Source organism: Photorhabdus sp. HUG-39 (assembly GCF_963878365.1).
GTDB classification, from domain to species: Bacteria; Pseudomonadota; Gammaproteobacteria; order Enterobacterales; family Enterobacteriaceae; genus Photorhabdus; species Photorhabdus kayaii.
This window is the reverse complement of record NZ_CAWNWY010000004.1, coordinates 37,091-60,315: the sequence shown is the minus strand read 5'-3', so window position 1 is coordinate 60,315 and position 23,225 is coordinate 37,091. Positions and strand designations below refer to the sequence as shown.

Annotated in this window: 21 protein-coding genes, 1 tRNA gene and 1 pseudogene; 11 read left to right on the top strand and 12 right to left on the bottom strand. The window is 42.0% G+C overall.

Annotated elements, in window-relative coordinates; all coding sequences use genetic code 11:
* Window positions 1-132: 132 nt before the first annotated feature.
* Window positions 133-312 (top strand): annotated as a pseudogene (locus tag AAC155_RS24380) (hypothetical protein); the annotation flags it as partial.
* A 126-nt stretch (window positions 313-438) separates the two neighbouring features.
* Here AAC155_RS24380 and AAC155_RS04265 read toward each other — a convergent pair.
* Together AAC155_RS04265 and AAC155_RS04260 are read right to left on the bottom strand one after the other, a co-directional pair.
* Complete coding sequence (locus AAC155_RS04265) at window positions 439-1,113, bottom strand: hypothetical protein (RefSeq protein ID WP_113041166.1); 675 nt, start codon at window positions 1,111-1,113, stop codon at window positions 439-441.
* Between the two features lie 977 nt (window positions 1,114-2,090).
* The gene (locus AAC155_RS04260; RefSeq protein ID WP_046974769.1) at window positions 2,091-2,369 is read right to left on the bottom strand and encodes a helix-turn-helix domain-containing protein; all 279 of its coding nucleotides are present in this window, start codon (window positions 2,367-2,369) and stop codon (window positions 2,091-2,093) included.
* Between the two features lie 549 nt (window positions 2,370-2,918).
* Between AAC155_RS04260 and AAC155_RS04250 the strand changes: the two genes are divergently transcribed.
* Complete coding sequence (locus AAC155_RS04250) at window positions 2,919-3,272, top strand: hypothetical protein (RefSeq protein ID WP_229015587.1); 354 nt, start codon at window positions 2,919-2,921, stop codon at window positions 3,270-3,272.
* A complete protein-coding gene (locus AAC155_RS04245) occupies window positions 3,269-3,859 on the top strand; it encodes an AAA family ATPase (RefSeq protein ID WP_229015588.1) in 591 nt (196 codons plus the stop codon). Before AAC155_RS04250 ends, AAC155_RS04245 begins: the two co-directional genes overlap by 4 nt.
* 56 nt (window positions 3,860-3,915) lie before the next feature.
* On the opposite strand, the gene AAC155_RS04240 is transcribed toward AAC155_RS04245, so the two are convergent.
* Window positions 3,916-4,074, bottom strand: coding sequence for an antitoxin PaaA2 family protein (locus AAC155_RS04240; protein WP_158536484.1), 159 nt, complete (start codon window positions 4,072-4,074; stop codon window positions 3,916-3,918).
* Between the two features lie 307 nt (window positions 4,075-4,381).
* Here AAC155_RS04240 and ligB point away from each other — a divergent pair, with 307 nt between their 5' ends.
* A complete protein-coding gene (ligB, locus tag AAC155_RS04235; protein WP_113041164.1) occupies window positions 4,382-6,124 on the top strand; it encodes an NAD-dependent DNA ligase LigB in 1,743 nt (580 codons plus the stop codon).
* Here the strand turns inward: ligB and AAC155_RS04230 are convergent.
* The gene (locus AAC155_RS04230; RefSeq protein WP_113041163.1) at window positions 6,118-6,735 is read right to left on the bottom strand and encodes a trimeric intracellular cation channel family protein; all 618 of its coding nucleotides are present in this window, start codon (window positions 6,733-6,735) and stop codon (window positions 6,118-6,120) included. The two genes, ligB and AAC155_RS04230, sit on opposite strands and share 7 nt — an antisense overlap.
* 133 nt (window positions 6,736-6,868) lie before the next feature.
* On the opposite strand from AAC155_RS04230, the gene AAC155_RS04225 reads away from it, so the two are divergent.
* The gene (locus AAC155_RS04225; RefSeq protein ID WP_113041162.1) at window positions 6,869-8,158 is read left to right on the top strand and encodes a DUF3748 domain-containing protein; all 1,290 of its coding nucleotides are present in this window, start codon (window positions 6,869-6,871) and stop codon (window positions 8,156-8,158) included.
* A 62-nt stretch (window positions 8,159-8,220) separates the two neighbouring features.
* Here AAC155_RS04225 and AAC155_RS04220 read toward each other — a convergent pair whose 3' ends face one another.
* The 3 genes from AAC155_RS04220 to AAC155_RS04210 form a co-directional block, all read right to left on the bottom strand.
* The gene (locus AAC155_RS04220; RefSeq protein ID WP_112878610.1) at window positions 8,221-8,541 is read right to left on the bottom strand and encodes a YceK/YidQ family lipoprotein; all 321 of its coding nucleotides are present in this window, start codon (window positions 8,539-8,541) and stop codon (window positions 8,221-8,223) included.
* 234 nt (window positions 8,542-8,775) lie between these two features.
* Entirely contained in the window at window positions 8,776-10,029 is a 1,254-nt protein-coding gene (locus AAC155_RS04215; RefSeq protein ID WP_113041161.1) for a valine--pyruvate transaminase, read from the bottom strand.
* A gap of 205 nt (window positions 10,030-10,234) precedes the next feature.
* Complete coding sequence (locus AAC155_RS04210; protein ID WP_113041160.1) at window positions 10,235-10,792, bottom strand: DNA-3-methyladenine glycosylase I; 558 nt, start codon at window positions 10,790-10,792, stop codon at window positions 10,235-10,237.
* Between the two features lie 195 nt (window positions 10,793-10,987).
* On the opposite strand from AAC155_RS04210, the gene glyQ reads away from it, so the two are divergent.
* The 4 genes from glyQ to AAC155_RS04190 all read left to right on the top strand — a co-directional run bounded on the left by glyQ (window position 10,988) and on the right by AAC155_RS04190 (window position 14,918).
* The gene (glyQ, locus tag AAC155_RS04205) at window positions 10,988-11,902 is read left to right on the top strand and encodes a glycine--tRNA ligase subunit alpha (RefSeq protein WP_113041159.1); all 915 of its coding nucleotides are present in this window, start codon (window positions 10,988-10,990) and stop codon (window positions 11,900-11,902) included.
* Between the two features lie 9 nt (window positions 11,903-11,911).
* On the top strand, window positions 11,912-13,981 hold the full coding sequence (gene glyS / locus AAC155_RS04200; RefSeq protein ID WP_113041158.1) for a glycine--tRNA ligase subunit beta: 2,070 nt from the start codon (window positions 11,912-11,914) through the stop codon (window positions 13,979-13,981).
* A 119-nt stretch (window positions 13,982-14,100) separates the two neighbouring features.
* Complete coding sequence (locus tag AAC155_RS04195) at window positions 14,101-14,361, top strand: type II toxin-antitoxin system RelB/DinJ family antitoxin (protein ID WP_021325378.1); 261 nt, start codon at window positions 14,101-14,103, stop codon at window positions 14,359-14,361.
* 480 nt (window positions 14,362-14,841) lie between these two features.
* Window positions 14,842-14,918 (top strand) — tRNA-Pro (locus AAC155_RS04190).
* A gap of 100 nt (window positions 14,919-15,018) precedes the next feature.
* On the opposite strand, the gene AAC155_RS04185 is transcribed toward AAC155_RS04190, so the two are convergent.
* The 5 genes from AAC155_RS04185 to AAC155_RS04165 form a co-directional block, all read right to left on the bottom strand.
* Window positions 15,019-16,095: a methyltransferase domain-containing protein gene (locus AAC155_RS04185; RefSeq protein WP_223121375.1), complete on the bottom strand. Its 1,077-nt coding sequence runs from the start codon at window positions 16,093-16,095 to the stop codon at window positions 15,019-15,021.
* A 132-nt stretch (window positions 16,096-16,227) separates the two neighbouring features.
* Complete coding sequence (locus AAC155_RS04180; protein ID WP_046974781.1) at window positions 16,228-16,608, bottom strand: PadR family transcriptional regulator; 381 nt, start codon at window positions 16,606-16,608, stop codon at window positions 16,228-16,230.
* A 203-nt stretch (window positions 16,609-16,811) separates the two neighbouring features.
* Window positions 16,812-18,035 (bottom strand): cytochrome P450, cyclodipeptide synthase-associated, encoded by a 1,224-nt coding sequence (locus AAC155_RS04175; protein ID WP_113041156.1) that lies wholly within the window; start codon window positions 18,033-18,035, stop codon window positions 16,812-16,814.
* 85 nt (window positions 18,036-18,120) lie between these two features.
* The gene (locus AAC155_RS04170) at window positions 18,121-18,897 is read right to left on the bottom strand and encodes a tRNA-dependent cyclodipeptide synthase (protein ID WP_229015589.1); all 777 of its coding nucleotides are present in this window, start codon (window positions 18,895-18,897) and stop codon (window positions 18,121-18,123) included.
* Window positions 18,898-18,966: 69 nt separating this feature from the next.
* Window positions 18,967-19,119 carry a hypothetical protein gene (locus tag AAC155_RS04165; protein ID WP_158536483.1) on the bottom strand — a complete coding sequence of 51 codons (153 nt, stop codon included), beginning with the start codon at window positions 19,117-19,119 and terminating at the stop codon, window positions 18,967-18,969.
* Between the two features lie 878 nt (window positions 19,120-19,997).
* On the opposite strand from AAC155_RS04165, the gene AAC155_RS04160 reads away from it, so the two are divergent.
* Entirely contained in the window at window positions 19,998-20,927 is a 930-nt protein-coding gene (locus tag AAC155_RS04160) for an EamA family transporter (protein WP_113041155.1), read from the top strand.
* A 586-nt stretch (window positions 20,928-21,513) separates the two neighbouring features.
* The gene (dppA, locus tag AAC155_RS04155) at window positions 21,514-23,121 is read left to right on the top strand and encodes a dipeptide ABC transporter periplasmic-binding protein DppA (RefSeq protein WP_113041154.1); all 1,608 of its coding nucleotides are present in this window, start codon (window positions 21,514-21,516) and stop codon (window positions 23,119-23,121) included.
* The last annotated feature ends 104 nt before the right edge of the window (window positions 23,122-23,225 follow it).

Here is a 23,225-nt window from a genome sequence, read left to right as displayed (position 1 = left end):
TAGATCACAAGAGTGGTAATAATGAGATTTAGGCAGAGGGATTTAGCGGGGATATACATCTTTATGACTATTATTACGTGAACGAGTAACTTAATTTGGTAATAACAGCGGGCAGGTAAGCTAATATTTCAAATTAATGAGACGCTGAAATCGGCCAACATAATGAAGGATCACCAGCTTGCCCGCGCTATCGGGGATGCGAGCTGGAATAGCTTCCTCATGAAACTGGAATACAAAGCCGCAGCGGCGGGACTCGTCGTTTCTGCCCACGGAGGCCAGCGTAAATCCGTCATAAAGACGGTGGCGGCCTGAGAAGTGGGAAGCCAACCGGGGATTACTCCCCGGTTGTTCTGTTAAAGATTTTTATTTATTGCTGCTACCGGCCTTCTCATTCCAGATAGGTTATCTGGGTTATTACAGGGATCTGGCTTCTCCAGGTTAGCTATTAGGTCTCAGGATGGCTGGGTCTTTAAACTGACCATTTGGATTGTTGCTTGGTGGCGTCCAGAAAGCAACATCATAAATCCAATCGCAAGTGTCTTGCATTTTAATTGTCAGTGCCGCGTTTTCCCACTTACTTTCCAATTCAAATTTCTCTTCGGGTTTACGCTCCCATGAAAATCCGGTCCCTCGGCAGTTTGCTGTGTAAATCAGGTCGTTCACGCTAGATTCCATAACGTTTTTGTCTCCCTTGAACCTGTAGAGTATATAATTTACAACGTTAGCATCCGTATAGAGGGTCACTGTGGCTTTCCCTGGAGATTTATCTTTACGTTTGGCAACCATCTTACAGATATACGTGCCTGTGACCACACGTGGGACCTTGAAGATGCTGTTTTGTGCATTTATCCAGAACCTGCCTTGTTCCAGCGTCATATCGTCTACTCTCGGCTTTGGAAAATTACGATCTATTACTGTCGGAAAGACATTCAATAAGGTACTGGTACGTGATTCTGGGTAACGAATTGGCTTACCCCTGTTGTCTTTCCCATTTATCACCGGTTGCCCGAGAGCTTTGATTGCCCACGTTGGGTTCCAAGAGGGTGCAGCAGGATTAGGTTGATAATACTCTGATGGGGATAGCTCCCCGGTTGCCATATTAAAAATTTTCATTCTTTGTGATAACCCTGTCCCGGCCAGATTGTATTGGCCTTTTAAGGGCCCTCCTTTTTCAGATGATTATTCTCTGCATCGGGTCACCCGTGCAGGTTGTTATTACACGGTTTCGTTCATGTAAGAGTATTGCTGGAACTCATGTTTGAGGAGAAATCGTCTTGATTCATATTACTCTCCTAACTTAAGGTTATATCGGATTTACCTTTACCTACAGGGAACCTATGCCATAAAACCTATCCCTTGCGGGTTAAGCTGAATTTCTATTGCTACGAAGACATAAATAAGATTAGCAATTATTTTAAAAAAAAGATAATAGGAAATAGTTATCGGCTGATAACTTCAGATTAATGCTAAATTAATTTTTTGGTAGTTGATTTCAGATTATTTTTTTATCTATAAGTGGTAAGGGTTGAAATTATGAGACTTGAGCGACAGAATTTAGGGGGGATGTACATCTTTATGGCTACTCTTATTAATACGTAAATATGTAACTTAATATGCTAAGTATTAACTGTAAAGCAAGGAAGAAAAATCACTAGGGGTTTATTGTAATATCCGCTCTAGCCTGTTTATGAAAATGTCAGTTATTTTTGGGTTTTTAGGATTTACGTCCCAAACTATTTCGTAAAGTCATTGTCTTTTAATCTTTATTTGAAAGTTAATGTTAGTAATAACAGAGAGCGGCTGTGATGAGATTTAAAGTGAATACTCGACAGGCTGAACCGAGGTATTATGGCTCAGCCTTGGTTAATGGTTCACAATAACAAATTAATACTTAATAGATTAACTAATCGTATTCACCGTGTGCTTTAGTTCGAATGGCGAGGTTTCTCCCAGGCTAACTGATAATCATTGCAAAACCGAATGGAGCGGGCAAATTGATGCTCATTTGTGCTGTTGAGACGATCCTCATCGGTAAAGGAGAAAGTAAGCTGATGAAGCACACCCGAAGGTACTTTTCTATATCGTTTGGATTAAGTTGTTTTGAAGCCAAAATGTAATTCACAATTGCAAGCTCTGGCGTAGTTCAATAGTGTCTTAAGTGTTGGGTTTCCGTTTCCTTTTTCAAGCTTGGAAATATTCGCCTCTTTTGTTCCCATACGCTGTGCAACTTGGTTTTGCGTTAGACCAGCAGCATGCCGCATGCGTAATAAAGTATTAATTAGCTCGAATTCTGTCTCTAGCGCATCATACTCAGCTTTTACATCTGAGTTAGCTAATGCTTTGGATTTTAGGGATTTTAAGTTGCTCATTTTAGAACCTCTTTCATTCGTTTATAAGCGAGACCAAGATCCTTTTTAGGATACGAGCCTGAATTTTGGGTGGCATATTTAATATCGACCCTTGAACTTATCGTATGTGATAAGTTTATCGGTTATTAAACCTCTGTCTTCGATGAGAACCTCTGGGGCGGGAATCGTTGATGGCAGCCCTGAATCAAATATTAAATACATCAGGCTTTCACCATAAATATCCGCTTTGTGTAGTGTATGAAAAAGCCCGCTACCTTGGGATTTCAGGCAGTTATTCTTCGAACCGCTTCGCAAAGTTATTATTTCTGCCTTGGACAGCATCTCTTTATCCTCTATTTTGTTGTTATGCATGGATAGCCAAGGAGCAACGGATGCTTAATTTATTGATAAGGGTTGTTCGGAGTATGAATGGAATTTACACTGCATACTATGGTGTGTGATTTATCGACAGTTGTTACCTTAATATTCATTAGTTAGTTTTATACCCTATGGATTTCAAGATGCATCGCGACGGCAAGGGAGCGAATCCCCGGGAGCATAGCAAACTATGTGACCGGGGTGAGTGAGTGCAGCCAACAAAGAGGCAACTTGAAGGATAACGGGTATATCTGTCATAAGTTTGTGGTGCAAATTACAGGGGTTACAGCGATGAGGCTTGAATTGCAAAATTTAGCAAAAATGTCACCGGCGCAAGAGCGCGCTTTTATGGCTATCTTTGATGCTCAACTGGCAAATGACGATGGTTCAGAGGCGCGTGCTCACCTCAATGCTGGTGAACCAATTTATTATGCGGAGTTTGACACTCCAGCAGGGATGGTTATTAAGGAATATCCAGGTGGCCGTAGGGAACTGGTTAGTTTTATGAGTGGTACCGAGCAGGTAGTTGAGGTTTTGGAAGAGTGACGCATCGGCCTCAGCTATGGGTTATTGCGGGACCGAATGGAGCGGGCAAGTCGACACTGGTTCGACGTCATCTAACTGGCAAGGTTCCTGTAGTAAATCCCGATGATATAGCACGAGAACTCAGTCCGCATAATCCATCACTGAAAAATGCGGAAGCGGGTCGGTTAGCTATCAAACAACGAGCGGTTTTTCTCCAAGAATGCCGCTCGTTTGCTGTTGAGACGACTCTCACGGGTAAAGGCGAAATTAAGCTGATGGAGCAGGCTGTTAGTGCCGGTTACAAGGTTAATTTTATTTTCGTCGGTGTCCATGATGTGGGTTTGTCTGCCGCACGAGTGGCGCTTCGTGTAAGAGCGGGAGGGCATAATGTGCCAGTTGTCGATATATTCAGGCGCTATGATCGTTCTATAATTAACCTACCGCTGGCTATGAATATATCAGATAGGGTCTGGATTTTTGATAACAGCAATAAGCGCAGGCAGCTATTGTTGGCTCGGGACCGCGACAGAGTGAAGCAATTTCCAGTTATTTACCTGAATGGTTTAGGCGTGCAGTCAGTAACGAAATCATTTCTGCTCAGAAATTAAAAAAATCGTAATAGCCTCACGATCAGTCAGAGCCGTTGGCTTCCATTCCAACTCTATTATATCCCCTTAAGTAGGGCGGCTTTTTTGGCTGCAAACCGTGTTTTAACTTCCTCATGAGGAACGCTGGATTGGGGATCATCGATAGCTGACTGAACTTGCTTACGGAACCATGCATCATAGAGAGCAGCTTCATGTGCTCGTTTCAGTGCTTCCACACGTTCCGGTCAATTTGGTGTGGAGTCATCAATTGTTCCTGTGACCATAAACGTCTTCTTGGTTATTTATATGCGAGTATTCAGAGTAACATATGCATTTAATTATTAATTAAAATGCAATAAATAGTTAAATGATTTAGGCTTTCACCATAAATATCCGCTTTGTGTAGTGTATGAAAAAGCCCGCTACCTTGGGATTTCAGGCAGTTATTCTTCGAAGCGCTTCGCAAAGTTATTATCTCTGCCTTGGACAGCATCTCTTTATCCTCTATTTTGTTGTTATGCATGGATAGCCAAGGAGCAACGGATGCTTAATTTATTGATATTAATTCTGTTCATTGTTTTCAGTTCACCGATAGTTGCGGCTGAAATTTTTGTTTCGAATACAGAAAAGAATTGCCCCGAATGGTCGCAGGACAAATTACAACGTGAAACTAACAGCTTGATGCAACAGATGGCGCACTGGGATCAGCTCTATCGTCAGAAAGGGATCAGCGAGATCGATGATGAGGTTTATGATCAATTAATGTCGGAGCTGACTCATTGGCAATTCTGTCTGAAACAAGCACCCCATTCAGATTTTCCTGTGGAAGTTTTTCCTGATAATAAGCTTGTTCATCCGGTTGCTCATACCGGATTAAGTAAACTGAAAGACAAGCAGGAAATTAACCGATGGTTGCACGGTAGATTACCTGTCTGGTTACAGCCAAAGATTGATGGTGTAGCGGTAACATTGGTTTATCAGAACGGGAAACTTGTTTCATTAATCAGCCGGGGCAATGGTGCCGAAGGGGTAAATTGGACAGCAAAAAGTCGATATATTCCCGATATTCCGCAGAATATAGAAAATGCTCCACCTGATTTGGTATTGCAAGGAGAACTCTTTCTGCATAAAGAGGAGCATAGACAGCAATTATTGGGGAGTGATGGCGCTCGTAATCGGGTTGCGGGTTTGATGATGCGTAAGGACCATTCGTCAGAATTAAAACAAATAGGTTTGTTTATCTGGAGCTGGCCGGATGGCCCTGCGGAGATGGAAAGTAAATTGCGCAAACTGGCAGATATGGGGTTTCCATTGGCGCTTCGCTACAGTCATAAAATAGAGGAACCAGAGCAGGTGCAGAAACTGCGGATGTACTATTTTGAACAACCCATGCCTTTTGCTACAGACGGTATCGTGCTGAAACAGGAAATTGAACCTAAAGGAAACCAGTGGCGGTCTGGATCTAACAGTTGGGCTGTGGCATGGAAACACCCTTTACGCCATCAGGTTACACAAGTCAGGGAAGTTAATTTTACTATTGGCAGAACGGGCAAAATCTCAGTGGTTCTTGGGCTGGATAAGGTGAAACTGGATGATCGGCAGATAAGCAGAGTCAATATTGGTTCTGTTCGTCGTTGGCGGCAGTTGGATGTATTACCGGGGGATCAGGTGACGCTGACATTGGCAGGCCATGGTATCCCGAAATTAGCTCAGGTGGTATGGCGGATCAAAGAGCGTCAGGATATTCAGCCACCGGATAAGCAGCATTATCATGCACTAAGTTGTTTGACGTTAACGGTGGGTTGTGAACAACAATTTAATGCACGATTGAAATGGCTTGGTGAAAATCTGCAAATGACAGGTGTCAGTAGCGGTAGTTGGGTAATGTTGACCGAACGGAAGTTAGTCACTGATTTAACCGGTTGGTTAGCGCTTTCAGCTCAACAAATTGCGGCCTTACCAGGAATCGGAGATAAACGGGCACAGGCTATTTATTCGCAATTCAGCAAGGCAAAAAATCAGCCTTTTTCCTACTGGATGAAAGGGATTGGAGTGCCTTATATGGATAAGCTGTCTGATAATGTTTATCACTGGCAGCAACTGGAGCAGAAATTAGCCGCGGCAAAATTAAAACAACAGCTTACTGTCGGGCAGTTGAAAAAGTTGTCTGATTTTGTCAATGACAAGCAGATTAAAGCAATCGCGGAAAAACTGTCAGTGGCAGGGATAACGGGTTTTGACCGGGAAAACGGGGCCGTAGTTAACCCCGCTGATATGGCTCAGTGATCGGAGTGTTCGTAATTAAAGACCGGTAATCCAAGACGGTAGCGAATAGCAACCAATCTTGCTGTCAGACCGGCGATCAGGGTAATCAGAACAATGCCGTTTTGCGGTAACGATGTGTGCTGTAAGCCAATATATAACCAGGCGGCGGTAAAGGAGACACCTGCATAGATCTCTTTCTGGAAAACCAACGGAATGGTGTTACACAACATATCGCGTAACACACCACCGAAAACACCGGTAATAACCGCCGCAATGGAAGCAATGATAGGGCCATGGTTCATCTCCAGCGCAATCTGTGCGCCAAGAATGGAGAAGACAATCAAGCCAATGGCATCAAGGATCAGAAACAGGCGGCGCAAATGTTTCATCATCGGCGCAACCCAAGTGGTGATTACGGCGGCACAGGCAACGGTGACGATATATTCAGGATGCTTAACCCAACCGAGGGGATAATGCCCTAGTAGTATATCTCGAACGGAGCCACCGCCAATCGCCGTTACGGAAGCAATAATAATCACGCCGAACATATCCATTTTACGGCGGCCCGCAGCTAAAGCCCCGGTCATCGCTTCAGCTGTAATACCAATGATATAAAGAACACTTAGTAACATAGAAATGAAATGTACGTAGCATAAAAAAGTAAGAGTAATGTCGAAGTGGTAAAGTCTCGACTGAAATTTTTTAGTTCCATCCATTTCGGATTAATATTATTAATCCGAAAAAACCTGATGCAAGGATAATAAAATGGCCTTTCAGGAACGGCAAATCACGTTAGATAACCGTAGCCACCAGCTTACTAATATTAATGTCTGGACACCAGACAGCCAGTGGTTAGTTTATGATGTGCGTCCTCATGGTGCTTCTTTTACTGGTTTAACGATAGAAAAAATTCATGTACAGAGTGGAAAAACAGAAATTATCTATCAGGCAAAGGAGGGCGCTCATGTTGGCGTGGTGACAGTCAGCCCAACAGAACCTGTCCGATATGCGTTTATTCATGGGCCAGAATGCCCAGATGAGCAATGGCACTATGACTTTCATCACCGTCGGGGCGTCATTGTCAGTGAGGATTCTCCGGGAAAAGCGGTTACGCTGGATGCAATGGATATTACTGCCCCTTATACCCCGGGAGCGTTGCGCGGAGGCAGTCACGTTCATGTATTCAGCCCGGATGGTAGCCGCCTGAGTTTTACTTATAACGACCATGTTATGCATAAGCTTGATCCAGCGCTGGATTTGCGCAATATCGCCGTGGCTGTGTCCCTCAAGCCAGTTGAACCACCTAAACACCATCCCCGTGAATATGATGGTAGCTATTTCTCCGTTGTGGTTAGTACTACTACTTTTCAGCCGGAGCCGGGCAGTGATGATATTAACCGCGCCTATGAAGAGTGTTGGGTAGGTCAAGCAGGATATCGTAAAGCGGATGGTAATTGGCAGCGTTGGGCATTGGCATTTATTGGCGATACTATTTCTGCAATAGGGGAAAAAGTACCGGAAGTCTATATCGTTGATTTACCTGAACAGGATGCTGATTATGCGGTAGCAGGGGAAAAACCGCTGCAAGGTACGGAAACAACGTTACCTGCGCCGCCTGCCAGTGTAATGCAGCGTCGTTTGACATTGACCAGCCACAAACGCTGGCCGGGAGTCGTGAATAACCCGCGTCACTGGTTGCGTGCTTCACCGAATGGTGAACAGATTGGTTTTCTAATGAAAGACGATAATGGTATTGTGCAATTGTGGACAATATCGCCAAATGGTGGCGAGCTACGTCAAATAACTCAGAGTTACTGTGGCATCCAATCTGCTTTTAGTTGGGAAAGTAGCGGTCAGTTTGTTGCTTTTATTTGTGATAACAGTGTGATGCTGTGCGATGTGCGAAATAGCCAAATGCGGCGTTTGACAAAGCGTACAGAAAAAGCGCCTGCTGCGGAAGCGGTGGTGATTTCACCGGATAGTCATCATATTGCATTTATGCGTGAAGTCGATGGTTATATGCAAATTTTCCTGGTGGAAACCGGATTGAAATAAATATATTTGCCGTCAGTTCACTCTCCGCTGGTGGCAATAAATAAACCGGAACGGATTATCAATTAATTGGTTTTGGTTTGACGTTGTGCTTTTTCTATTTTTTCAATTCGCTCTTTTGGTGAACTTGTTGATTGATCTTCGTCAGATTTTATATAGTCATAAGGTAATAAGAGAGTATCTAATAGCGCAGAAAAAGGCAGATCAATCGCGAGTAATGGTTTCATTACCCAACCCGTATCTTTGTCTTTTAACATTTCAATGTTAGCTTTAGCTCCGGGATAATAACCGCGGCTAGGCCCTGAATGTGTCATGATGCTGGTACACCCGCTGATTAACAACCATCCTAATGTGACGCAAAATAGAATTAATTTATTACTCTTCATCGGTTCTATTGATCTCGTATGGCTAAGCCGCTGAAATAGTTTGCTCTTGCATAAGTTTGTTGGGTGATTTTTATTTTCCCAAATCTCTTAATGAAGAGCTTTGACATCAATCACTATAATCACGTCGTGCAACATTGACCATAGCACTGATATCAAAAAGTCGTGAATTTTTTATGTAACAGGATTTTTTTCTGTGTTTTAATTAACTTGAAATCCATAGGGTATACATTGATTTCAGGCTGCTTGCTGATGTGCCTGCTCAATTTCTTCTGCCAAAATCGCAATCCCTTTTGCAATACTTTCCGGATCAGGAACATAATTCATACGCATGCATTCATGAGCATGCGGCCAGTCTTGTTCCAGTCCGGGGAAGAAATAGTGACCTGGAACCATTAACACACCACGTTTTTTCAGTCTTTGATAAAGCGTTTCTGTGGTTATCGGCAGATTTTTAAACCACAGCCACAAAAAAATGGCACCTTCTGGTTTATGGATAAGGCAAAGTTCCGCCGGCAGATAACGACGGATAATCTGAATCACGTCTTGAACCCGTTGTTGATAGAACGGGCGGATAATTTCCTGTGACAAACGAAGCAGGTCATTGCGACGGATCATTTCCAATGCCATTGCGGGGCCGACACCGCCCGGCGCAAGGCTGATGATACCATTCATGTTACTGACGGCATTGATGATTTTATCGTTAGCGATAATGATTCCGCAGCGTGAACCGGGCAGCCCCAATTTGGATAGGCTCATGCACAGAATAGTATTAGGGTTCCACAATGGTGTAGCTTCGCTAAAAATAATACCTGGGAATGGTACGCCATAAGCATTATCAATGAGTAATGGAATCTGGTGTTGTTGAGCCAGATAGTCCAGCCGTTGCAATTCTTCGTCAGTGATGACGTTACCCGTTGGGTTGGTTGGGCGAGAAACACAGATCAGGCCAATATCTTCGGTAATATTGAGATGGTCAAAATCAACACGGTATTTGAATTGGCCTTCTGGCAATAATTCAATATTGGGTTTATTGGCAACAAATAAGCCTTCATCCAGCCCTGAGTCAGAATAACCAATATATTCCGGTGTCAGTGGAAATAGTACCTTACGGGTGGAGCCATCTTCACTGCGCCCGGCCAGCAGGTTAAACAGATAGAAAAATGCGCTCTGGCTGCCATTGGTCAGGGCAATATTTTGTGTACCAATTTCCCAGCCAAGTTTTTCGCGCAGCATCTCTGCCAATGCTCGAATTAGCGTATCTTTACCCTGAGGGCCATCATAGTTGCATAGTGTTTCCGTGAGTTGGCCGCTTGCGACCATTTCAGTCAGTAATTGCTGAAAATAGTCATCCATTTCCGGGATATGTGCCGGATTACCACCGCCCAGCATAATTGCACCAGGTGTCCGCAACCCTTGATTAAGGTCATTCATCAGGCGGGTTATACCTGCGTCTTGTGTAAACTTGTTACCGAATTGAGAAAAAATCATAGCCGTGTTCGTTGTCGGTGTGTTATTTAAATTAGAAGAAATAACACCATACCCTTCGCATTATCGAGGTGCAATCTGGAAAATTATGACTACTAATTATTTAATATGGCATTTAATTTAACATTTAAAATAAAGAGCTAAATGTTTGGTTAATATCCAGTTTTATTATTGGTGTTAATCTTGGCGCTATTGTAATTCACTGAATTTATTTTCTACATAAACAGTCAGTTATATGGTCATTGACTAAGCCTGTTGCCTGCATAAATGCATAGCAAGTGGTACTGCCGATAAATTTGAACCCTCTTTTTTTCAGTGCTTGTGATAACTCATCTGAAAGATCTGTTTTTACCGGCACCTCTGTGATGGTTTTCCACTGATTAATAATCGGTTTGTTATCAACAAACCGCCAGATAAAGGTGCTGAATTCTTCACCCTGTTGTTGCATTTTAAGATATGCCCGCGCATTGTTGATAATAGCGTTAATTTTGGCGCGATTGCGGACAATAGCAGGATCAAGCATCAGCCGTGCCACATCATTTTCATCCATGACGGCAATTTTTACCGGATCAAACTGATGAAAACATTGGCGATAGCCCTCACGTTTTTTCAGGATAGTCAGCCATGATAGCCCGGATTGCTGGCCTTCCAGACAAATCATTTCAAACAGCTTCTGGCTATTTTCTTGTGGTTTTCCCCATTCATTGTCATGGTAAGCCAGATATTCAGGATCAGAGGTCACCCAATGACAGCGTGTTAGTTCCATGATGATTATTCCCGATGTTGATGGTTAATAATTGACTGTACTTTAACTGTATATATATACAAGCAAAATAGCCAGATTAAGATTTTTTTATTTCAGGGCGGAATTGAGAGCGAATTCAGGGCTGTATATCTTAAGGTCAAAGGGTATACTGACCGACTTCCTTTCAAATTCATATGTATCGCGTGCGGATCCAACATGCAAAAGTTTGATACCAAGACCTTTCAGGGGCTGATCCTGACCTTACAGGATTATTGGGCGCGCCAGGGCTGCACCATTGTCCAACCACTGGACATGGAAGTCGGCGCGGGCACTTCTCATCCAATCACTTGCCTGCGTGCACTTGGCCCGGAGCCAATTGCGGCGGCTTATGTGCAACCTTCCCGTCGTCCGACAGATGGCCGTTATGGTGAAAACCCGAATCGCTTACAACATTACTATCAGTTTCAGGTCATTATTAAGCCGTCACCAGACAATATTCAGGAATTATATCTGGGTTCGCTGAAAGAATTGGGGTTGGACCCGACGGTTCATGATATCCGTTTTGTTGAAGATAACTGGGAAAACCCAACGTTAGGCGCTTGGGGATTGGGCTGGGAAGTGTGGCTTAACGGCATGGAAGTGACTCAGTTTACTTACTTCCAACAAGTAGGTGGCCTTGAGTGTAAACCTGTTACGGGTGAGATTACCTACGGTCTTGAGCGTCTGGCAATGTATATCCAGGGCGTGGACAGTGTTTATGATCTGGTTTGGTGCGATGGCCCGCTGGGTAAAACCACTTATGGTGATATTTATCATCAAAATGAAGTGGAACAATCTACTTATAACTTTGAGTATGCGGACGTTGATTTCCTGTTTAGCTGCTTTGAGCAATATGAAAAAGAAGCTCAGGAGCTGCTGGCGCTGGAAACGCCGCTGCCTCTGCCGGCTTATGAACGTATTCTCAAAGCGGGTCATACATTCAACTTATTGGATGCCCGTAAAGCTATCTCGGTGACTGAACGTCAGCGTTATATCCTGCGTATCCGCACCCTGACCAAAGCTGTTGCAGAAGCTTATTATGCCTCCCGCGAGGCACTGGGTTTCCCTATGTGTAAAAAGAATCAGAACTAAGAGGCTGTCATGACTCAACAGACTTTCCTGGTGGAAATCGGCACAGAAGAGTTGCCGCCGAAGGCTCTTCGTTCACTGGCTGAAGCATTTGCGGCTAATTTTGCGGCAGAACTGGATAACGCTAATTTGGCTCATGGTGAAGTGAGCTGGTTTGCCGCGCCGCGCCGTCTGGCGCTGAAAGTAGCCAATCTGGATGAAGCGCAGGCTGACCGTGAAGTGGAAAAACGTGGCCCGGCGATTGCTCAGGCATTTGATGCGGAAGGTAAACCGACAAAAGCAGCTGAAGGTTGGGCCCGTGGTTGTGGTATCACGGCCTCTCAGGCTGAACGTTTAGTGACAGATAAAGGCGAATGGTTACTGTATCGTGCGCTGGTAAAAGGCCGCCGTGCAACAGAGCTATTGTCGGGTATGGTCAATCACGCGCTGAGTAAGTTGCCAATTCCTAAACTGATGCGTTGGAGCGATAAAGAGACGCAGTTTGTTCGCCCGGTGCATACCGTTACCATGTTGTTTGGTGATGAACTGATTGAAGGCGAAATTCTGGGTATTAAATCCGCGCGTGTCATTCGTGGCCATCGTTTTATGGGTGAGCCTGAATTCACGATTGACAATGCGGAACAGTATCCGGCAATTTTGCAGCAACGCGGTAAAGTGATCGCGGATTATGAAACCCGTAAGGCGCTCATCAAACAGGATGTCGAACAAGCGGCGGTTAAACTGGGTGGCATTGCGGATATTAGTGACAGTTTGTTGGAAGAAGTTACTTCACTGGTTGAATGGCCGGTTGTGCTGACAGCGAAATTTGAAGAGAAATTCCTCGAAGTACCAGCAGAAGCACTGGTTTACACCATGAAAGGTGATCAGAAATACTTCCCGGTTTACGACAATGCGGGCAAGTTGATGGCGAACTTTATCTTTGTTGCCAACATTGAATCTTCTGATCCGCAACAAATCATTTCTGGTAACGAAAAAGTGGTTCGTCCTCGTTTGGCTGATGCGGAATTCTTCTTTAAGACGGATCGTAAACAGCGTCTGGAAGACAACTTGCCTCGTTTGGAAACCGTTCTGTTCCAGAAACAGCTTGGTACATTGCGCGATAAGACGGATCGTATTCAGGCTTTGGCTGGTTGGATTGCAGAGAAGATTGGCGCTGATGTTAATCACGCCACCCGTGCGGGTCTGTTGTCCAAATGTGACCTGATGACCAATATGGTGTTCGAGTTCACCGATACTCAGGGTGTGATGGGAATGCATTACGCTCGTCATGACGGTGAAGCGGAAGATATCGCTCTGGCGCTGAATGAGCAGTATCAACCGCGTTTTGCCGGTGATGAGCTGCCTTCTACGGGTGTTTCCTGTGCATTAGCCCTTGCAGACAAAATGGATACTCTGGCGGGTATTTTTGGCATTGGTCAGCATCCGAAAGGCGATAAAGATCCGTTTGCACTGCGTCGTGCTGCGCTGGGGGCTTTGCGTATTATCGTTGAGAAAAAATTGCCATTGGATTTACAGGCATTGACAGAAGAAGCGGTTCGTCTGTATGGCGACAAGCTGACGAATGCCAAAGTCACTGATGACGTGGTTGAGTTTATGCTTGGCCGTTTCCGTGCATGGTATCAGGAGCAGGGTTACAGCATTGATACCATTCAGGCTGTATTGGCGCGTCGTCCAACGCAACCCGCTGATTTCGATGCCCGTGTTAAAGCGGTCACTCATTTCCGTACATTGGATGAAGCCGCAGCGTTGGCCGCGGCGAATAAGCGCGTTTCTAACATTCTGGCTAAGTCTGAAGAGACATTGAACGAGAAAGTAGATGTTTCTACGTTGAAAGCGCCAGAAGAGGTGAAACTGGCAACGCATCTGATAGTTTTACAGGATAAGCTGGCGCCTTTGTTTGCCGAAGGGCACTATCAGGAAGCTCTGATTGAATTGGCTTCTCTGCGTGAAGTTGTCGATGCTTTCTTCGACAATGTAATGGTAATGGATGAAGACCAGCAGGTGCGCGTGAATCGCTTAACTTTGTTAAGTGAATTGCGGGACCTGTTCCTGAAAGTTGCGGATATTTCGTTACTGCAATAGTGACCTGAAATAGTCAATTCCGGCTGTTGTGAAATGCGATAGCCGGAACTTAATACCTCTAACCTTGATTTTGTGGCTCATTCGAGCTACATTTTATTTATAAATTAAAAGGGGGATTTATGGCTGCAAATGCATTTGTTCGGGCAAGAATCGATGAGACATTAAAAGCAGAAGCTACCGAAGTTTTGGCTGGTATGGGGTTAACCATATCTGATCTTGTGCGTATCACCTTGACTAAAGTTGCGAAGGAAAAAGCATTACCGTTTGAAATGAGAGTACCTAATAAATTGACTGCCGAAACTTTGGCTAAGAGTGATCGTGGTGAAGACATTCATCAAGCAAAGGATGCTGACGATTTATTCGATCAGCTTGGTATCTGATACGTTAGCCAAGATATTCAAGTCAATTTAAGCGTGATGTGAAATCCGCACAAAAACGTGGCAAAGATATGAACAAACAGGAAGACATTCTGACCTATTTGATGAATAAACCTTTCTAGGGGCACTGGGTAGCAGGTTAAAATAACTTACTGCCTATTTCAATAGGGCTATTTTATTTGCCATTTTGAACCTGGGCAGTGCTCAAAATCCTCACGTACTACGTGTACGCTCCGGTTTTTCCGCGCTGTCCGTGTTCAAACTGCCTGCAACAATTACGCCTATTGAGATAGGCTCTTAGTTAGAAAAAAGAAAGTCCAGATTTAGCTACAACATTATTTTTTACCTAATGACGTATTTCTGTGAAATCCGTGAGAAAGTGCGACATAACTGAGGTTCAGTTGTTTTTATCAGCAACTAATCTCTGGTTATCAAAAAGGTATTGACGGCCTGTAGCGAGCGCAGTAAGATTCGCCTCGTTTTCGGCGAGTAGCGCAGCTTGGTAGCGCAACTGGTTTGGGACCAGTGGGTCGGAGGTTCGAATCCTCTCTCGCCGACCAATTTAGAGTTCGGGGCTGTCAAATAAGCCGCAGACTTAAAGAAATAGAGAAGCCTTACAGTGATTGCTGTAAGGCTTTTTGCTATTTGGAAGCATTTACTCTAACAACCACAGCCACTTGGTGCATAAACTTGCATAACTTTGCTATCAGCATCAAAATGCTTCGCCCTTCCACCGTTGAAAAGGCCATAATGTTTTTTCCCATCACCTATTAAATCAAATAATGTATGGTAACGACTTTTGGTGATCATATCGGCGGTATTGCGGCATACAGGGACTGCTCTGCCTGTCTCAAAAATATGTTCTCGATCAAGCACAAACTGATCCGGTGCATCGGGTAAATTGCCTTTGTAAATGGCAACTTGACCATAATCCTCACAACGGTCTTCTAAATCTAATTTGAACAGCCTCAGCGTCATTGAATACAGTTTTGCGCCGCCTAGTTTTGCCTCAATCTCCTTATTGTTGATGGATTTCAAACTGCTATTAATGACACGAACATCATTAAAACCGGCTGTTCTTGCTAGCCGTATGAAATCTTCAAAGTACAATGCGTCACCGATACACTCACAAACCATCTGTTGGTCATTTTTCAGTGATTGGTCCAGTCTTCTATCTAAAAAAATGTCAGAAAAATAGATTTCACCACCCGATTTGAGTAAACGGGCCATACCAGCCAACACACTTGCTTTAGATACAGATAGATTGATGACACAGTTTGAAACGATAACGTCTATACTTTCAGGTGGTAAATTAAGTTGTTCTAGTGACTCGATATAGCCTTGCTGAAAATGCACATTGGTGGATGAATAGTTAAAGATTTGACGATGATAATCCACAAAACGTTGGGCAAATTCGATTTGTTCTGCCGTTGCGTCAATACCAACAACTTTACCCTCAGTACCTACGAGATGAGACAGAATAAAACAATCACGCCCACTCCCACATCCCAAGTCTAATACTGTCGTTCCTTCTAGCAAGGGAGGAAAAGGCGTACCACAACCATAAAAACGCCTCTGTACATCAGGATGAATAAGCTTAAGAATTTCTTTGATTCGGTCTGAAGTGGTGCTGTCCACTGTGCATACATTTACAGCAAGCTCCTCTCTACTAGACAGGGTTTTGCCATAATAGTGTTGTATGTCTTTGATTCGCTGTTTAATCGATTGTTCGTTCATATTTATTTCCTCCAAATTAAATCATTAATAGGCTGATATTACGTTTCGGTAATTTGGCGCCAGATTGACAATAGATTCCTCATATTCCTGATCAATGCATAGATGTCCAATGTATTAAGTCAAAAAAAATCGTCATTGCTGACGATTGATATGTGCGGCGACTTCCATCCAAGCTTCTACAGCGACAGTAAAAGCTGTCCGCCCTTTATCTGTTAATGTGTATACTTTGCGTCCACGGCCTGCAACGGTTTCATTGTGTACCGTTACATACTCCCCCTGCTCAAATTCACGCAGCACCGGATAAATTGTACCTTCGGTAGGTGAACAACACCCTTGGGTAGAATGTTCAACCTCTCGGGCAATTTCGTAACCATGCATAGGCCGTTGTTGTAGAACACTGAGAATGAAAAATTTGGATAAGCTCATCTTAATGATGCCATTCCAATACATTCGATCAGTGTAGTCCACTGTTGCTCGTCCAACTGTGTTAAGTGTTTTCTTTGGCTTGTTCATAACGGCATCGTATACCTTGAACATCAAGGTGTCAATGTATCAGGTAGCCCGTTTAATTTACTTTATTATTGACTTTACTTATCATCATGAGTCACCTCTTTTCGATAATAAAATGTAGATATTTCCTGATTGTTTCAAGGGATACTCACTTCTGGCATCCCTTATATTCCATCGCTTCCATAGTGATTTTCAGATAAAGGCGACTATTCCTTGATAGCAGACGATGCTATTGGATCAAAACTCAAAAGGAGTTTAGCGGATCCTCGTGTATACACGCCTGTTTCTTGATAATGATCGTTACTAGCAAAACGTAAATTGGGCAGGCGATCCAAAATAATATTGGATGCAACTTCCAACTGATTAAGTGAAAATGCAGCCGCAGCACAGGCATGAGTACCTGCACCAAAAGCTAAATGTCTTTTTCGATTTGCTTTCTGTTGAGAAGTTGTATTTTTTCTTCGATATAGATCAAATTCATTTGGTTTGTGAAAAACCGATGGATCGCGATTAGCTGCGCCAATCATACAAAATATTACAGCGCCTTTAGGTATATCGATACCAGAAATAGTGACGTCTTCACCCGCTTCTCTTGGAATTAGCTGTACCGGTGATGTCAGACGTAAAGTTTCTTCAAATGCATCTCGAACCAGACTGCGATCTTTGAGCACTGCATCAAACATACTTGGATTAGATATTAAGTGATTAAGCATCATTGCTAATATCTTGTCAGCAGGTTCTATAGCAGCTAATAGAATGTTTAAACACAGTGCTGTAATTTCACTCATGGACATCGCTGTATCTTGACAAAATATAGATATAATATCCTCACTGGGATTACACCGTCTCTGATCTATTATAGGCTTTAGTAAGCGAATTAATTTCTGACTACATTCAAGACTGTGCATTTTTTCTGGTTCTGTTTGGTCAAACTGGGTAATAAAACTGGCGATACCCTTGTGCCATTCAGCTATATCACGATAGTTATCACTTGGCAGTCCGAGAATACCTAATGTTACTAATACGGCATAATCGCGGCCAAAGTCATTAACAATATCTATATTTCCTTTTTCCATATAAGGTTGTAAGAGATCTTCAGTAATCTTTCGAATCATGGGTTCGTAGTAGCGATTAAAATAATCTCTTGAAAGTCCTTGCATTATGAGTTTTCGTTTACACGCATGCTCTTCACCTTCCATTTGAGCAAGAACGCGATCCCCCATAACCGGTTCGGCAAGTGCGGTTAATGGCTGAGTATTGAAAATTGAGGATTTTAAAATAGCGTCAACATCCTCATATTTGCCAATAAAATAGCTGTTTTGGGATTGTTCAAAATAAACTAAATCTTGTTTATGCAAGATGTCGTAAAAATCATAAGGATTTTTTATGAATTTAGGATCGTGAATACTAAAAGAACTTAATTTAGCCATTATTTTGCTTCCTTTCTAAAGATATTGGGTACTAAGAGCTTATTAACTTTAAATACAATTACTATTTCATCAGACTGTTTGTATTTTATGGTTGAGTGACGATTCCGTAACTTTGTCTATCTCCTACTTGTATAGGATAACGGCCGTTAAACAACCCTTTTCCGATTGGCCAAGGACGGTGATAAAGTAACGTAGAATACTTTACCCCAAGTAATCGAGGGGTATCGAGGTAAAAGGGAATTTCAGCGAAAATATATGGTAACGCTTTATATACTAATTGTAGGTCAATTGGACCAAAGTATTGCCCGGTACCTTTTAGTCTCCCTTTTATGGCTTGAAAGGCCATATTAAGGCAGATTTTTTTAAAAGATTCTGATTCATTAAACGCGTTTTCAACTTGTGTTTTAAGAGATTGGTAGTCATGGTTTAGTGCAAAGTCACAAAATTGAATAACTCTGATTTGCTTACTTTTTAACATTGCTGTGGAAATAGCATAATCAAGGTTACATAAAAGACGTCTAATTTCGCGCTGTGTTTTCTTGATAGCCTTAGCATTCTCAGCTCCACTAGCAACTAAAAGGCGTGAAGCTTCACGTTCACAAGGTAACAATATGTCAACTTGTCGGAAATAATAACTTGACCACTGAATAAGGTCCACTACATAGTCCTTTGAAAAACGTGAGTTAAAGGGGCTTATCCCTATTAGCGCGTGATCACCTTTTTGAATAATTTGGTCACAACGAGAGGTTTCACCTTGGACAGTAAATGATGGTGAATTCTCGTGTAGCAATGTTGAATGGACTGGTAATATTTGATTGTTCGTTTCTTTTAAATATTTTTTTTCAGTAGATAACATTTCCATTGACTTTCCATTTTTTAATGTAATCCTACATAATCTTGGTATAAATTGTTTAATTTTTATATAGACTTATTACATCTCCATTGAAATATTTATATACCCGTCGTCTTTCACGCTGCCTCTTTGTTGGCTGCACTCACTCACCCCGGTCACATAGTTATCTATGCTCCCGGGGATTCGTTCCCTTGCCGTCGCGATGCATCTTGAAATCCATAGGGTATACATAAATTTGATCTAACTTAATCTCGTAAAAATGTCAAAAACTATCGAAAGTCAGAGTTAGATAAATCACATTTCGAGCCGATAAACGAATTGATGTTAAATGAGTCTTTACCAATTCAGTCTGCTGTTGAAAAAGTGAGAAGAAAATCGGATATAAAAATGCATTGTCACCCTTGAGGACAAGACTGCATTTTTTAATAAGAAGGTTGTTCGGACAACAACGTTTAATGCTGTATTTTTAACTTTACGTCGATATGATTCGCCCGTAAAATTATCCGCTTTGGTAGATAAATTCAATAGTTAAAGAAAAAATAATTAAAAAAACATATACAAATTCCGCTATTTAACTTGAGGTTTGTTGAATCTTTTGTGCCAATAATTCCTGTATAAAAGTTACGTATATACTAATGATGACATGGTGTAAAAATAACATTTAATTACTATCAATGGTATTTAATGTTATCTTTATAACATTAATTTTATGATAAATAAGACTTGGTTTGTTTATCTGAGGAATATCTCTCATTCATTAAATGACTTGTTTGAAAAAACATAATAATGGTGTATGAATATTATCTTCTATGAACATCAAATGGAATGTAAATGTGAAATTAAATGACATAGGCAGCACAGTTTTACTCGAAATTAATAAGTTTAAAATAAACGGTAATCGAGTATTTTCGAAGTGTGAATATCAAAATTCTATAAGTAGACATAAGGATAGGATATTTTTGTATATATACCCTATGGATTTCAAGATGCATCGCGACGGCAAGGGAACGAATCCCCGGGAGCATAGATAACTATGTGACCGGGGTGAGAGAGTGCAGCCAACAAAGAGGCAACTTGAAAGATGACGGGTATAGAATAATAGGTGATATATGTCTTCATATAATGGCGTAATATATGGGGTTATTTTTTGCCTCATCAGTGCAGCATTTGATGTGTTTGTTGCGTATTTAACTCAATCGATAAATTCAGCTATTGTTATCTTTTATTGCTTTATATCATCTACTTTATTATTTATGATGATAAGTATTTTCAAAGGGATTGATCAATTAATTGTGAAAGTCCGCAAGAACACCTTATTGGTGTTAATTGTTAATATTTCAATTCTATTAAATTGGGGAGGATTAATCATTGCGCTGCGTTTTCTTGAGCCTGCAATAGTAGGTGTTGCTTCAGTGGCTTGTGGCCCTGCGATAACAATCCTCCTTTCATCTTTTATCGATAAAGACGAGGCAAAAACAGAAGAATTAGAAGTTGTCATATCTTGGTTAGTTCTCATTGGGGTAGGTGTGATGCTAGTGAATGCATTTTTAGGAAATAGTGGATTATCATCAACCTCATCTCAGGATAGGATTATTGGTATTGTTAGTGTGATAATTGGTGCTGTAGGAACGGTATTATACACTATTTCTTCTAAGAAATTATTCAAGGAAAAATGGCAAACATATGAGATATTGTCTGTTAGAAGTATTTTAATGGTGATACTTTCATTTTGTTATATTTCACTATCCGATGTTTCTCTTAGTTTGAATATTGATCTGATTCTTCCGATGTTGATTCTTGTTGCTGTCGGTCACTTACTTCCAATCTATCTCGTACTGAAGGCAATTAATGCCATTACTCCCCTTCATGTCTCTTTATTGTTTTTACTGATACCTGTATTTACGATTCTTTTCCAATATCTTGATTCACGCATAGCGTTTTCTGTTGAAAGTTTGATTGCAGCTTCGGTTATAGTTTCTTTATTAATTATTCTTGGGGTGAGCAAGATAAAAAAGACAAAAGGGTATAATGAGGTATAAATAGACAAAATAGTTCGCCGCTATCCTGTGTGACGATGGTAAGGCGATGGTAAATAGTATTAATAGCGATCTGATAATGACAACGGTCATTAATTTACTAGTTAATCATTAATGAAACCAGAAGCGATGAAAAGTAGATAAACTAGTAACAGGTTTTTGTATTTATTTATATTATTAATGTTATATTTATTTGACTTACTTTTCAGGTGCCGACTTTATTCGGCGCACAGCATTTTATGCCAGTTATCATCTTTTTCACTGAAATAATCGTTTACTAATTAATCAAACAACCACAATTTTTGCGCACAGGTTAATAGTGATTAATCCTGTAGTCATGGTCTTTTTATGGTCTTTTTGTCTATAAAACGTGCTCGTTGTCATATTTTTGTGCTAACTATGTTAATTATTAGTTTCCTTTGTGTTTTCCTGTTGTTTATGACATCTGTTGAGATCTTATTGACGCAAGAGACAACAGTTGTTTAATTGATAAGCTGAAAATAATAAACAAAACCTAAACAGCGCAGTTTCTGACAGAAAGTGCAGATTCTGACTGTACACAACACCATCACAAATGGAGTGCAAGAAAATGACAACTTTCTCTAAAAAAGCGAAGTTATTGAAGCTAGGGGTCAGCTTAGTTGCATTGGCAGTCACCGCCAGCGTTCAGGCAAAAACATTGGTTTACTGTTCCGAAGGCTCACCGGAAGGCTTTAATCCACAACTGTTCACCGCTGGCACAACTTATGATGCCAGCTCCAGACCGCTGTATAACCGTTTGGTTGAGTTCAAAACAGGTACAACTGAAATTATCCCGAGCCTGGCTGAAAAATGGGATATTAGCGATGACGGTAAAGTTTACATTTTTCATCTGCGCAAAGGTGTTAAGTGGCACGATAGCAAAGACTTCAAACCAAGCCGAGAATTTAATGCTGATGATGTGATCTACACTTTCATGCGGCAAAAAGATGCAAACCACCCATACCACAAGGTGTCAGGCGGCAGCTATGAATATTTCATTGGCATGGGTATGAGTGAGATGATCAATAAGGTTGAAAAAGTAGATGATTATACTGTGCGGATTGAACTGAGCCGCCCGGAAGCACCATTCCTGGCTGATTTAGGTATGGATTTCGCCTCTATTATGTCAGCAGAATATGCAGATAAGATGATGAAAGCCGGTACGCCAGAGAAAGTCGATCTGAATCCAATTGGTACAGGCCCGTTCCAGTTGGTGCAATATCAGAAAGATTCTCGCATTCTGTATAAAGCCTTCAAAGAATACTGGGGAGATAAAGCCAAAATTGACCGGCTAGTTTTCTCTATTACTCCTGATGCATCCGTTCGTTATGCAAAATTGCAGAAAAACGAATGTCAGATCATGCCATATCCAAATCCGGCGGATATTGCCCGCATGAAACAGGATAAAGATATCGTTTTGCTGGAACAGCCGGGTCTGAATGTCGGTTATGTCGCTTTCAATGTCATTAAAAAGCCATTGGATAACGTCAAAGTTCGTCAAGCGTTGACGATGGCAGTCAATAAAGACGCTATCGTTGAAGCGGTTTATCAGGGCGCTGGTCAGAAAGCCAAAAATCTGATCCCACCAACCATGTGGGGTTACGACAATGATCTTAAAGATTATCAGTACGATCCAGAAAAAGCGAAACAGCTCCTAAAAGAAGCAGGGATGGGAAGTGGGTTTACCATTGATCTGTGGGCAATGCCGGTACAGCGTCCATACAACCCGAATGCCCGTCGTATGGCTGAAATGGTCCAGGCTGACTGGGGAAAAATTGGTGTTAAGGCCAAAATTGTCAGCTATGAGTGGGGCGAATATTTGAAGCGAGCTAAAGATGGCGAGCATCAAATTGTCATGATGGGTTGGACGGGAGACAATGGTGATCCAGATAACTTCTTCGCGACTTTGTTTAGCTGCGCAGCTAAAGATAAAGGTTCCAACTACTCTAAATGGTGTTACAAACCGTTTGAAGATGCCATACAGCCAGCCCGAATCGTTTCTGAGCATGCTAAACGTGTTGAGCTTTATAAACAGGCTCAAGCTGTGATGCATGAGCAGGTTCCGGCCCTGATTGTGGCTCATTCCACGGTATATGAACCGATCCGTAAAGAGGTCAAAGGTTACGTCGTTGATCCTCTAGGCAGACATATTTTCAGCAACGTGTCTCTCGAATAATCCTGTTCTGACTTAAGGTGTTGATTAAATTGTGAGCCAAAGGGGGAAAGTCCTCCCCCTTATCAAGCCAAACGGCCTGAGAGCTGTAACCGGCATTTAAAAAA

Coding starts and splice junctions, on each gene's coding strand:
- AAC155_RS04180 (WP_046974781.1), bottom strand. CDS start 16,608: ATGAACAAGCCAAAGAAAACACTTAACACAGTTGGACGAGCAACAGTG.
- glyQ (WP_113041159.1), top strand. CDS start 10,988: ATGCAAAAGTTTGATACCAAGACCTTTCAGGGGCTGATCCTGACCTTA.
- AAC155_RS04225 (WP_113041162.1), top strand. CDS start 6,869: ATGGCCTTTCAGGAACGGCAAATCACGTTAGATAACCGTAGCCACCAG.
- AAC155_RS04260 (WP_046974769.1), bottom strand. CDS start 2,369: ATGAGCAACTTAAAATCCCTAAAATCCAAAGCATTAGCTAACTCAGAT.
- dppA (WP_113041154.1), top strand. CDS start 21,514: ATGACAACTTTCTCTAAAAAAGCGAAGTTATTGAAGCTAGGGGTCAGC.
- AAC155_RS04265 (WP_113041166.1), bottom strand. CDS start 1,113: ATGAAAATTTTTAATATGGCAACCGGGGAGCTATCCCCATCAGAGTAT.
- AAC155_RS04185 (WP_223121375.1), bottom strand. CDS start 16,095: ATGAACGAACAATCGATTAAACAGCGAATCAAAGACATACAACACTAT.
- AAC155_RS04175 (WP_113041156.1), bottom strand. CDS start 18,035: ATGGCTAAATTAAGTTCTTTTAGTATTCACGATCCTAAATTCATAAAA.
- AAC155_RS04210 (WP_113041160.1), bottom strand. CDS start 10,792: ATGGAACTAACACGCTGTCATTGGGTGACCTCTGATCCTGAATATCTG.
- glyS (WP_113041158.1), top strand. CDS start 11,912: ATGACTCAACAGACTTTCCTGGTGGAAATCGGCACAGAAGAGTTGCCG.
- AAC155_RS04230 (WP_113041163.1), bottom strand. CDS start 6,735: ATGTTACTAAGTGTTCTTTATATCATTGGTATTACAGCTGAAGCGATG.
- AAC155_RS04220 (WP_112878610.1), bottom strand. CDS start 8,541: ATGAAGAGTAATAAATTAATTCTATTTTGCGTCACATTAGGATGGTTG.
- AAC155_RS04215 (WP_113041161.1), bottom strand. CDS start 10,029: ATGATTTTTTCTCAATTCGGTAACAAGTTTACACAAGACGCAGGTATA.
- AAC155_RS04195 (WP_021325378.1), top strand. CDS start 14,101: ATGGCTGCAAATGCATTTGTTCGGGCAAGAATCGATGAGACATTAAAA.
- ligB (WP_113041164.1), top strand. CDS start 4,382: ATGCTTAATTTATTGATATTAATTCTGTTCATTGTTTTCAGTTCACCG.
- AAC155_RS04165 (WP_158536483.1), bottom strand. CDS start 19,119: ATGTATACCCTATGGATTTCAAGATGCATCGCGACGGCAAGGGAACGA.
- AAC155_RS04160 (WP_113041155.1), top strand. CDS start 19,998: ATGTCTTCATATAATGGCGTAATATATGGGGTTATTTTTTGCCTCATC.
- AAC155_RS04170 (WP_229015589.1), bottom strand. CDS start 18,897: ATGGAAATGTTATCTACTGAAAAAAAATATTTAAAAGAAACGAACAAT.